Genomic DNA, 9763 nt, shown 5'->3' with positions numbered 1-9763 from the left:
CTCGGCGCACCATAAAAAAACGGGAGCTAATGAGCTCCCGTTTATCAAATTACTTTATCTTGCGATTAGAACTTCTTAGAAATCAGCGCAAAACCAGCAATGATACCAATACCTAGTAGCATGATTGCACCTTTACCGCTATCGAAGCCAGAAGAGATACCCATGAACGCAACGATTGCGATAGCTACAGGGATGATGTACTTAACTAGTGTGTACCATAGACCAAATAGTGGGAAAGAGACTTCACCGTCGTTAGTGATTTCTTTCTCTAGGTCTGCACGGTTTAGTCTCCAACCAGCGAAGATACATACCAACATACCGCCAACCGCTAGGAAAATCTTATCCGTTAGTAGGTCGAAAATGTCGAACGCGCCAGTATCAAACAGTGTTGGACCGAAGCCGCCAAGTGATAGAGAAGCGAAGATACATAGAATCGCCATTACAACACTTGCAGACAGTACCGCTGTTACACGCTTCATGCCTTTCTCATCGATTAGGTAAGAAACCACAACTTCAAGTAGAGATACTGAAGATGTTAGTGCCGCAACACTCAAACCAACGAAGAACATAAGAGCAAATAGAAGACCGATTACGCCGCCCATTTCAGCGAATAGCTGAGGAACAACAACGAATACTAAACCAGGGCCCGCTGCAGGTTCCATACCGAACGCGAACATTGCAGGGAACATTGCAACACCAGCTAGAATAGCAACACCAGTATCCATTGCGGTTACCATTGCTGTTGTCTGAACTAGGTTCTCTTTCTTCTTAAGGTAAGAACCGTATGTCATCATACAACCCATACCAAGACTTAGAGAGAAGAATGCTTGACCTAGAGCGGCTAGGATTACATTGCTGTCTACTTTAGAGAAGTCAGGACTGAATAGGAACTCAAGACCAGCCATCGCGCCCGGAAGCATAATGCCTTTGATTGATACTACAATAAGGATAATGAAAAGAAGCGGCATCAGAATCTTACCTGCTTTCTCAATACCACCAGAGATACCTTTCATAACGATAACAACGTTAAGTAGTAGGTATAAGCCCATCCACATTAGTGGTTGAACTGGGTTTGAGATAAAGCCACCAAAGCTATCACCAATTGCTTCTGGTGCGTCTAGAAGACCACCTGCAATTTTACCGATGTATGCGATTGACCAACCGCCTACTACTGGGTAGAAACCCATGATAAGTAGACCACTGAATACGCCGATAACGCCAGCGAACGTCCAACGACGGTCAGTTGTTTTAAATGCACCTACTGCTGATTTTTGCGTATGACGGCCAATCGCAAATTCAGTCAGCATGACACTGAAACCAATAAAAATTACAAAAAACAGGTAAATGGCAACGAATGCACCACCGCCACTTTCGCCTGCTGTGTATGGGAATTTCCAAATGTTACCTAAGCCAACAGCAGAACCTGCTGCAGCCATTACGAATCCTAACTTCGAACCCCAGGTATCGCGGGGTGTTGTGGTTGTATTACTAGTAGCCACGTGTACTCCAAACTTTTGTGTTATGTGATGTTGTGTTTTGCTTTGGGTGGCGTCTTTAAAAGGAAGGTGTATAAATAAATTTACACACCTAAAAGATTTGATTGACGCTCGTTGTCTAGCAAGTAAACCAGTTTAAGAATAAAATTGGAAGAGCATACCGTACAAATTTCGTTAAAGATGTAAATTTTTATGGTTAAATGCCGACTTTTCATACAAAACAATCGTTTTCTTCTTAAGTTGACCAAAAATTAACAACTTTAACCTATTTACATCTTTTGCTCTATTTTGTAAATAGTTGATTCCTTAAATTCCCATATCCGTTAAATAGCATTACTATCTAAGTGTCTCTTTTTTCGAGTATTCAATGTGGATAAGCTTTATCATTTTTTAACTTTGGCCTCTGTTGTTTTGTACTGGGTTCTCGTAGCCGGTGTGACGTTTCGTGTTGTACTAAAACGACGCTCTGTCAGCGTTTCTCTTGCTTGGCTAATGGTTATCTACATTATCCCGATTGTTGGTGTAGCTTGTTACTTCCTTTTTGGTGAGCTAAACCTAGGCAGAAAAAGGGCTGAACGCGCTCATCGTATGTTTACCCCTTTCGGCGACTGGTTCCGTCAATTGAATGATTGCCAACTTCACCAACCAGGGAAAGTCGGCTCCCCTATCCATAAGATTGACGAGCTTTGTAACAATCGAATGGGCATCCCTGCACTCAGTGGAAACACTCTATCGCTGCAATCTTCACCAAACGAGATCCTACACGCAATTATCGAAGATATAGAAAATGCACAAACCAGTATCAAGATGGTTTTCTATATTTGGCATCCAGGTGGCCTGACCGATTCGGTTGCCTCTGCGCTGATTCGCGCTGCAAAACGTGGCGTAGATGTTAAAGTTTTGCTCGATTCAGCCGGTAGCCCTCGCTTTTTCAAAAGCCACTGGCAGTCAATGATGAAGGACGCAGGCGTTCAAGTCGTACAAGCACTAGAAGTGAGCCCATGGCGTATTTTCTTACGTCGCCTAGATTTAAGACAACACCGCAAAATCATTGTGATTGACGAGACTATCGCCTATACGGGTTCAATGAACATGGTCGATCCTGCTCACTTCAAACAAAGTTCCGGCGTTGGTCAATGGATTGATGTCATGGTCCGTGTAACAGGTCCAACTGTTAACGTGCTCTCTGCAATCCATGGTTGGGATTGGGAAGTTGAGACTGGTGAACGCATTCTCCCTGATATACCTGAATGCCCAGTTGAAGAAATCATGACACATCATCCGGTTCAAGTAGTGCCGTCTGGCCCTGGCATGCCGGAATATTTGATCTTACAAGTACTGACCATCGCCATCAATCAAGCGAATCATTCTGTACGTATTACTACACCTTATTTTGTGCCAAGTGCTGACTTACTCGAAACACTTAAGATGACAGCTCAACGCGGCGTAACTGTAGAACTGATCATTCCACACAATAACGATTCACTAATGGTTAAATGGGCTTCTCGTGCGTTTTATACCGAGTTGCTTGAAGCTGGCGTGAAGATCTATGAATTTTACGGTGGCCTTCTTCATACCAAATCGGTAGTGATCGATGAAGAGTTTTGCTTGATCGGAACCGTCAATATCGACATGCGCAGTTTGTGGCTCAACTTTGAAGTGACTCTGGCTGTGGATGATGTGCATTTCACGCAAAAACTGTCTGAGCTGCAGAAATCTTATATCTCTTCATCCCACTCTGTAGAGTTAGAACAGTGGGAGCAAAGAAACCTTAGTAATCGCTTCTTTGAGAGGCTGTTCTACTTGTTCAACCCACTCCTATAATTCCAGCAATGAGTCGATTATGGCTCGTTGTTTCCCCATCGATCATTTTTAACCTTTCACTGTTAACTGAGTGAAAGGTTAAAAATCGTAAGAAAAGCGCAAAAATCCCCGCTCCGCTCTTGCTTTGAACACTCTTGGCATGTTTTAAATAGGACATAACCGATTGATAAGGAATTCACAGCATGTCCGAGAACAAAACCACTAAACTTATCACTGCCGGTCGTGATAAGAAGTGGACCAATGGTGTTGTTAACCCACCAGTACAACGCGCTTCAACTGTCGTATTTAACTCAGTAGAAGAGAAGCGTAAAGCTACGATTAACCGCGCTAACAAGACCCTTTTTTACGGACGTCGTGGAACCAACACTCATTTTGCCTTCCAAGATGCGATGGTTGAAGTTGAAGGCGGCGCGGGTTGTGCACTGTACCCGTGTGGTACAGCAGCAATTTCGAATGCCATTCTCTCTTTTGTAGAAACAGGTGATCATATTTTAATGGTTGACACCTGCTACGAACCTACTCGTGATTTCTGTGACACCATCATGAAAAAGATGGGGGTAGAGACAACTTACTACGAGCCAACGATTGGTGAAGGTATCCAAGACCTTATCAAGCCAAACACTAAGGTGCTGTTTACTGAGTCTCCAGGCTCTGTCACCATGGAAGTGCAGGATATTCCAACACTAGCGCGTATCGCTCATGAACATGACATCATCGTTATGCTAGACAATACTTGGGCGGCTGGCGTGAACTTCTCACCGTTTGATTTTGGTGTTGATATCTCGATTCAAGCAGCGACCAAATACATTGTTGGTCACTCTGATGTGATGCTAGGTACGGCAGTCGCCAATGAGAAATGCTGGGATCAACTAAGAGAGCAAAGTTACTTGATGGGGCAATGTGTCTCACCTGATGATGCTTATTTAGGGCTTCGCGGCATTCGTACTCTTGATGTGCGTCTACGCCAACACGCAGAAAGCAGCTTGAAGGTCGCAAAATGGTTAGAGACTCGTCCTGAAGTTAACCACGTTCGTCACCCTGCTCTTGAGTCTTGCCCAGGCCATGAATTCTTCAAACGAGATTTTACTGGCGGTAATGGCTTGTTCTCTTTTGTACTAAACAACTCTAATATCAAAGCGACGACAGCGTTACTTGATGGAATGACACATTTTAGTATGGGTTACTCTTGGGGTGGATTTGAAAGTTTGATTCTAGCTAACGAACCAAGCAGTTTTGACAGCTTGAGAACTGTTGCCAATCCTAATTTCGAAGGTACCTTGATACGTGTTCATATTGGGTTAGAAGATGTTGATGACCTGATTGCTGATCTAGAGGCGGGATTAGAACGTTATAGCGCTCTGATTTAATCTGAGACGATAGGTCTAATATGCAAAAAAGGCAGGATATTCCTGCCTTTTTCTGTTTAAAGCATAACTCAAAATACTCATATTCAGATACTTCAGCTCATAATACAAACCGCTCATAGTCCAGAAGCTTTCAAAGCCAATATTGAACCTTAAAGCACATCCACTTAAAGATCTCAGAGCGATGAAAAAATGGCTATGAATTTTTCAATTTCTAAGTGATTGTTCCGCTGAAATAAATAACACTTTATTTGTGTGGGCAACCGACTAAATGATCATTGACCATACCTGTTGCTTGCATAAATGCGTAACAGATTGTTTCTCCTACAAACTTAAAGCCTCTTTTTTTCAAAAACTTACTCATTGCTTTAGATTGCTCGGTAGAAGCGGGAACTTGAGACATCTCAGTCCAGTTGTTTTCTATCACCTTGTTATCGACAAATTGCCACAAAGCATTTGATAAAGAACCAAACTCTTTCTGGAGTTCAAGTGTTGCTCGAGCATTACCGTATACAGAGGCGATCTTGCCCTTATGCTTAACCACATCGAAGTTTTCAATGATGAACGGCACGTTGTCTTCATTCAACTCAGCTAGCTTGTTTAGATCGTAATTATCAAATGCAGCACGATAGCCTTCACGCTTTTTAAGGATCGTAATCCAGCTAAGACCCGCCTGAGCGCCTTCTAAAGTAATGAACTCAAACAGAACTTGGTCATCATAAACAGGCACGCCCCACTCTGCATCGTGGTACTCCCTTTCAAGCTCATGTTTAAGCGCCCATGCACACGTTCTATCCACTGTATTCGCTTCCATTTCGATAGTCTCTTTTAGTAATCGTACATAAAAATAATGCCCCAAATAGGGGCATTATTTCAAAGGTTAGTTGACGTTAAGCCACTTCAATTTTATGGAATAAACGATACAGCACAGGTACTACGATTAGCGTGAGTACAGTCGCAAAGCCTAAACCAAACATAATGGTTACTGCCATTGGCTTGAAGAAGATGTCAGGCAGTAACGGGATCATACCTAGAATCGTTGTAATCGCTGCCATGCATACTGGGCGAACACGACTCAATGCAGCATCAACTACCGCAACATAAGGGTCTTTACCTGATTTCATTTCAATCTCAATTTGATCAAGTAATACGATACCGTTCTTAAGTAGCATCCCGGATAAACTCAAGAAGCCTAGCAATGCCATAAAGCCAAATGGTGTATTCAAGGCTAATAAGCCCGTCGTTACCCCGATTAGCGCTAATGGAACCGTTAGCCAAACAATCAGCGGCTCTTTGACTGAGTTGAACAAGAACACGGTAATCAAGAACATGAACAGGTAACCCATCGGCATAGTGGTAAACAGTGACGCTTGTGCATCAGCAGATGACTCATATTCACCACCCCACTCCAACGAATAACCCGGAGGCATCTCAATCGCTTCAATTTGTGGCTGTAAGCGTTTCTGTAACGTCGAAGCCGTTTCTTCACCCAATAGGTCGTTGTCGGCCATTACCGTCAGCATGCGCTTACGATTCTTACGGATGATAAGTGGATCTTCCCATTCCAATTCGTAGCCAAGCGTCACTTGCTGCAACGGAATATATTCGCTTAATGCCGGGCTCCAAATCTTCATACCTTCGATGTTGCGAATATCAACTCGCTCATCTTCAGGTAAACGAGCCACAATAGGCATCAGCGTAGTACCATCACGATACACACCAATCGACTTACCAGAGAAAGACATCGCTAGGAAATCATCAACGTCAGACTTGGTAATACCATAACGACGCGCTTGGCTTTCATTGAACTGAGGCTCTAAGACCTTAGTTCTTTCACGCCAATCATGACGAACGTTAAACGCTCCGTCATCGGCACGCATGATGTCCATAACTTGAGCTGCGATTGAACGTAGCACGGTTGGGTCTGAACCGACGATTCGAGCCTCAATTTTCGCACCGCCACTAGGGCCTAATTCAATTTGCTTAAGTTTGTAATCAATTTCAGGGAACTGACTGTCAACGTGTTCACGGAAGCGACGCATCAGCCCTTCAAGTACCTGATAATCTGTCACACGAACCGTGATTTCGCCATACGCGCTATAACTCTTCTCGGGTGAGTAGGTCAACATGAAACGCTGCAGACCTTTACCGGCCGTGGTCGTGATATGTTCAACTTCACTTTGTTCCGACAACCAACTCTCAAGCACTCTCAACTTGGTATTAGTTGCTCGAATATCCGTACCTTCTGGCATCCAAACATCCACTTGGAACATCGGAGTAGTTGAAGATGGGAAGAATGCTTGTTTCACAAAGCCAAAACCGTACACACTCGCACCTAAACCAATCACCAGAACGATCATGGTTAGCCACGCGCGTTTCATACAGAACTCAAGGAAGTTTTTATAGATAACAAAAACCATCCCGTTGTATGGATCTTTGCCTTCGTTATCGGGATCAACCTTCTGTCCTCTGAAGAAGATATCGGCAAAAAACGGCGTGATCGAGATGGCAGTAAACCAACTCAGCATCAATGAAATCAATAGCACCGTGAACAAAGTGCCACAGTATTCGCCCGTTGAATCTTCAGACAAACCAATTGGAGCAAACGCGGTGACCGCAATCACCGTTGCGCCAAGCAGTGGCCATTTGGTTTGGGTCACGATATCAGTGGCGGCCTGCATCCGGGTTCGCCCCTTCTGCGTGCCGATCAATATCCCCTCCACCACCACAATGGCATTATCCACCAGCATCCCCAAGGCAATAACCAACGCGCCCAGTGAAATACGTTGAAGGTCGATTTTGAAGTACTGCATGAAAATAAAGGTGCCGAATACGGTCAATAGCAGTATCAAACCAATCAACAGACCCGATCGTACTCCCATGAAGAACAGTAACACCACAATTACGATCGCAACCGCCTGCCCTAAACTCACTACAAATCCGCTTACCGACTTGTTCACCTCTTTAGGTTGGTTATAAACCTCGGAGATGTCGATGCCGACGGGTTGTTGATACTTTAGCTCGGCCAATCTTCGATCAAACGCTTCACCAACCGCTACCACGTTCACGCCTTGCGCAAAAGAGACACCCAGGTTAAGCGCGAGTTCGCCGTTATAACCAATGATGTTACTCGGTACCTCAACGTAACCACGAGTTACATTCGCCACATCTTTTAGATAGATAAGCCCTTGAGCGCCACCTTCCGTAAGAATCAAATCTCCAAGCTGTTCAACGTTCTGGAACTCACCCGTTGGATGGATTCGAATATATTCATCACCAATCCTTACTGCTCCTGCACTTGATACAATATTTTGAGTCGATAAAAGGTTAAATACCGTGCTTGGAGACAGACCCAGAGAGCTTATCCGCTTCATCGATATCTCAATGAATACTTGCTCTTGTTGTTGACCAGAAACAGAGACCTTACTGACCCCATCAACCAACTCCAGCTCTCGCCTTAGATAATCAATGTAATCCAGCAGCTCTTTGTAGCTATAACCATCACCCGTCACCGCAAGCAAGATCCCGTAAACGTCACCGAAGTCATCAATGACTTGAGGATCATTGACCCCAGGTGGCAGTTCAACCTTAAGATCATTCACTTTTCGGCGAAGTTCATCCCAAATTTGCGGAAGATCGTCCGGACCATAGTTATTCTTCATCGTTACCGTTACCTGAGACAGGCCACGGCTTGAAATAGAGTTCACTTCGTCGACATAGGTAAGCTGTTGAATCGCTTTCTCTAGTGGGTAGGTAACTTCTTCTTCCACCTGCTGAGGCGTTGCCCCCGGGTATGAAGTCACGACCATTGCATCTTTGATGGTAAAGGCAGGATCTTCTAAACGCCCCAAACCGAAGAATGCTGAAACACCACCAATAAGAAAGATCAGAGATAGCATCCAGCTAATGACTTTGTTACGTATAAAGTAAGAAGCAACACCTGTGATCTGATCATCACCCTGTTGATCGTCATTTTGGGGCTTGTTATTTACTTCACTCATTGTTCGTCTCCTGAGACAATACTTCCACTGTCATCCCATCTCGCAATCGCGATACGCCTGCAACAACGACATGCTGCCCCATTTCCAATCCTTTCACTACCTGCAATGTTTCCTGGTTTGCTTTTCCTAACACGACTTGTTGTTTCGAGACTGTCTTGTCGTCGTTAAGAACCCACACATAAGAGTTTTTACGATCCAGTTCATCACCGTCTGCATTGAATACCGCTTCGATCGGAATAAGTACACCAGCTTTTAGCTCCAAACCGATATCCCGCCCGTTTGAAGTCACATCAACGGCCATACCATCAAGAATCAAATCGTCTTCTGGCATCGGCAAAGCTAATGTAACCGTGAAGGTACCCGTACTTGGATCGGGTTCAGTGGTGAACTCTTTAATACCTGCGGTGTATTCATTACCGCTTGGCACTCTCACCACAGCTTCCACGTTCGAGAGGAGCGTTTCATTGGGTTGATTCACATAAATTTGGTCAGGGAGCTGAATCACAACTTCGACATCCTCAACACTGTGAATGTTCACAATCTGTTGGCCTACCTGAATATTTTCATATTGGTCGACACTGACTCGAGAAATAATCCCATCAACAGGGGCACGAAGCATAGTGAACGATAAGCGCAGTTTCGCCAGTTCCAACTCGGCATAAGCAATCTGGCGTTGAGCGGCAATTTCATCGAATTGCGACTTAGCCAATAAGCCTTTCTTCACTAGCGGACTCGAACGTCGGTATTGACTATTGATTACCGTGTAACGAGCTTGAGCATTGTCCACATCCAATTGATAATCGGTTGGGTCAAGCTCGGCAATGATGTCCCCTTTGGCAACTCGTTCACCTTCCTTCACATCTAGCTTGAAGATTTCACCCGCAACTCGGAAACTGAGGTGAGCCTTCTCAGCAGCGTTTGCTACCGCAGGGAAATAGAGTTTGTCGCTAAAATCGATGACTGAAATCTCGATAGCTTTAACCAAGGGCGTGTTATTCACTTCTACAGCTTGCTTATCTTCACAAGCCGTCAGTAAGGCTAAACACGACAGGCCAGCAGCCACTTTAAGTGTTTTCAT

Annotated in this window: 6 protein-coding genes; 2 read left to right on the top strand and 4 right to left on the bottom strand. The window is 44.4% G+C overall.

Going from position 1 to position 9763, the window contains the following annotated elements:
• Positions 1 to 65: 65 nt before the first annotated feature.
• A complete protein-coding gene (locus tag AB4507_RS11135; RefSeq protein WP_050543975.1) occupies positions 66 to 1499 on the bottom strand; it encodes a sodium-dependent transporter in 1434 nt (477 codons plus the stop codon).
• Positions 1500 to 1865: 366 nt separating this feature from the next.
• Here AB4507_RS11135 and cls point away from each other — a divergent pair, with 366 nt between their 5' ends.
• A complete protein-coding gene (cls, locus tag AB4507_RS11130) occupies positions 1866 to 3320 on the top strand; it encodes a cardiolipin synthase (protein ID WP_372131667.1) in 1455 nt (484 codons plus the stop codon).
• A 182-nt stretch (positions 3321 to 3502) separates the two neighbouring features.
• Positions 3503 to 4687, top strand: a complete 1185-nt coding sequence (locus AB4507_RS11125) for a cystathionine beta-lyase (RefSeq protein WP_017065338.1) — start codon at positions 3503 to 3505, stop codon at positions 4685 to 4687.
• A gap of 244 nt (positions 4688 to 4931) precedes the next feature.
• On the opposite strand, the gene AB4507_RS11120 is transcribed toward AB4507_RS11125, so the two are convergent.
• From AB4507_RS11120 to AB4507_RS11110, 3 genes are all read right to left on the bottom strand, one after another.
• Positions 4932 to 5498, bottom strand: coding sequence for a DNA-3-methyladenine glycosylase I (locus AB4507_RS11120; RefSeq protein ID WP_372132415.1), 567 nt, complete (start codon positions 5496 to 5498; stop codon positions 4932 to 4934).
• 76 nt (positions 5499 to 5574) lie between these two features.
• Positions 5575 to 8685 (bottom strand): efflux RND transporter permease subunit, encoded by a 3111-nt coding sequence (locus AB4507_RS11115; RefSeq protein ID WP_372073088.1) that lies wholly within the window; start codon positions 8683 to 8685, stop codon positions 5575 to 5577.
• Positions 8678 to 9763: an efflux RND transporter periplasmic adaptor subunit gene (locus AB4507_RS11110; RefSeq protein ID WP_017060312.1), complete on the bottom strand. Its 1086-nt coding sequence runs from the start codon at positions 9761 to 9763 to the stop codon at positions 8678 to 8680. Before AB4507_RS11110 ends, AB4507_RS11115 begins: the two co-directional genes overlap by 8 nt.

This window comes from Vibrio sp. 10N.222.54.A3, assembly GCF_041474095.1.
Lineage (GTDB): Bacteria > Pseudomonadota > Gammaproteobacteria > Enterobacterales > Vibrionaceae > Vibrio > Vibrio crassostreae_C.
Note: the sequence above shows the minus strand (reverse complement) of the source record. Positions and strands in the feature narration are given on the sequence as shown.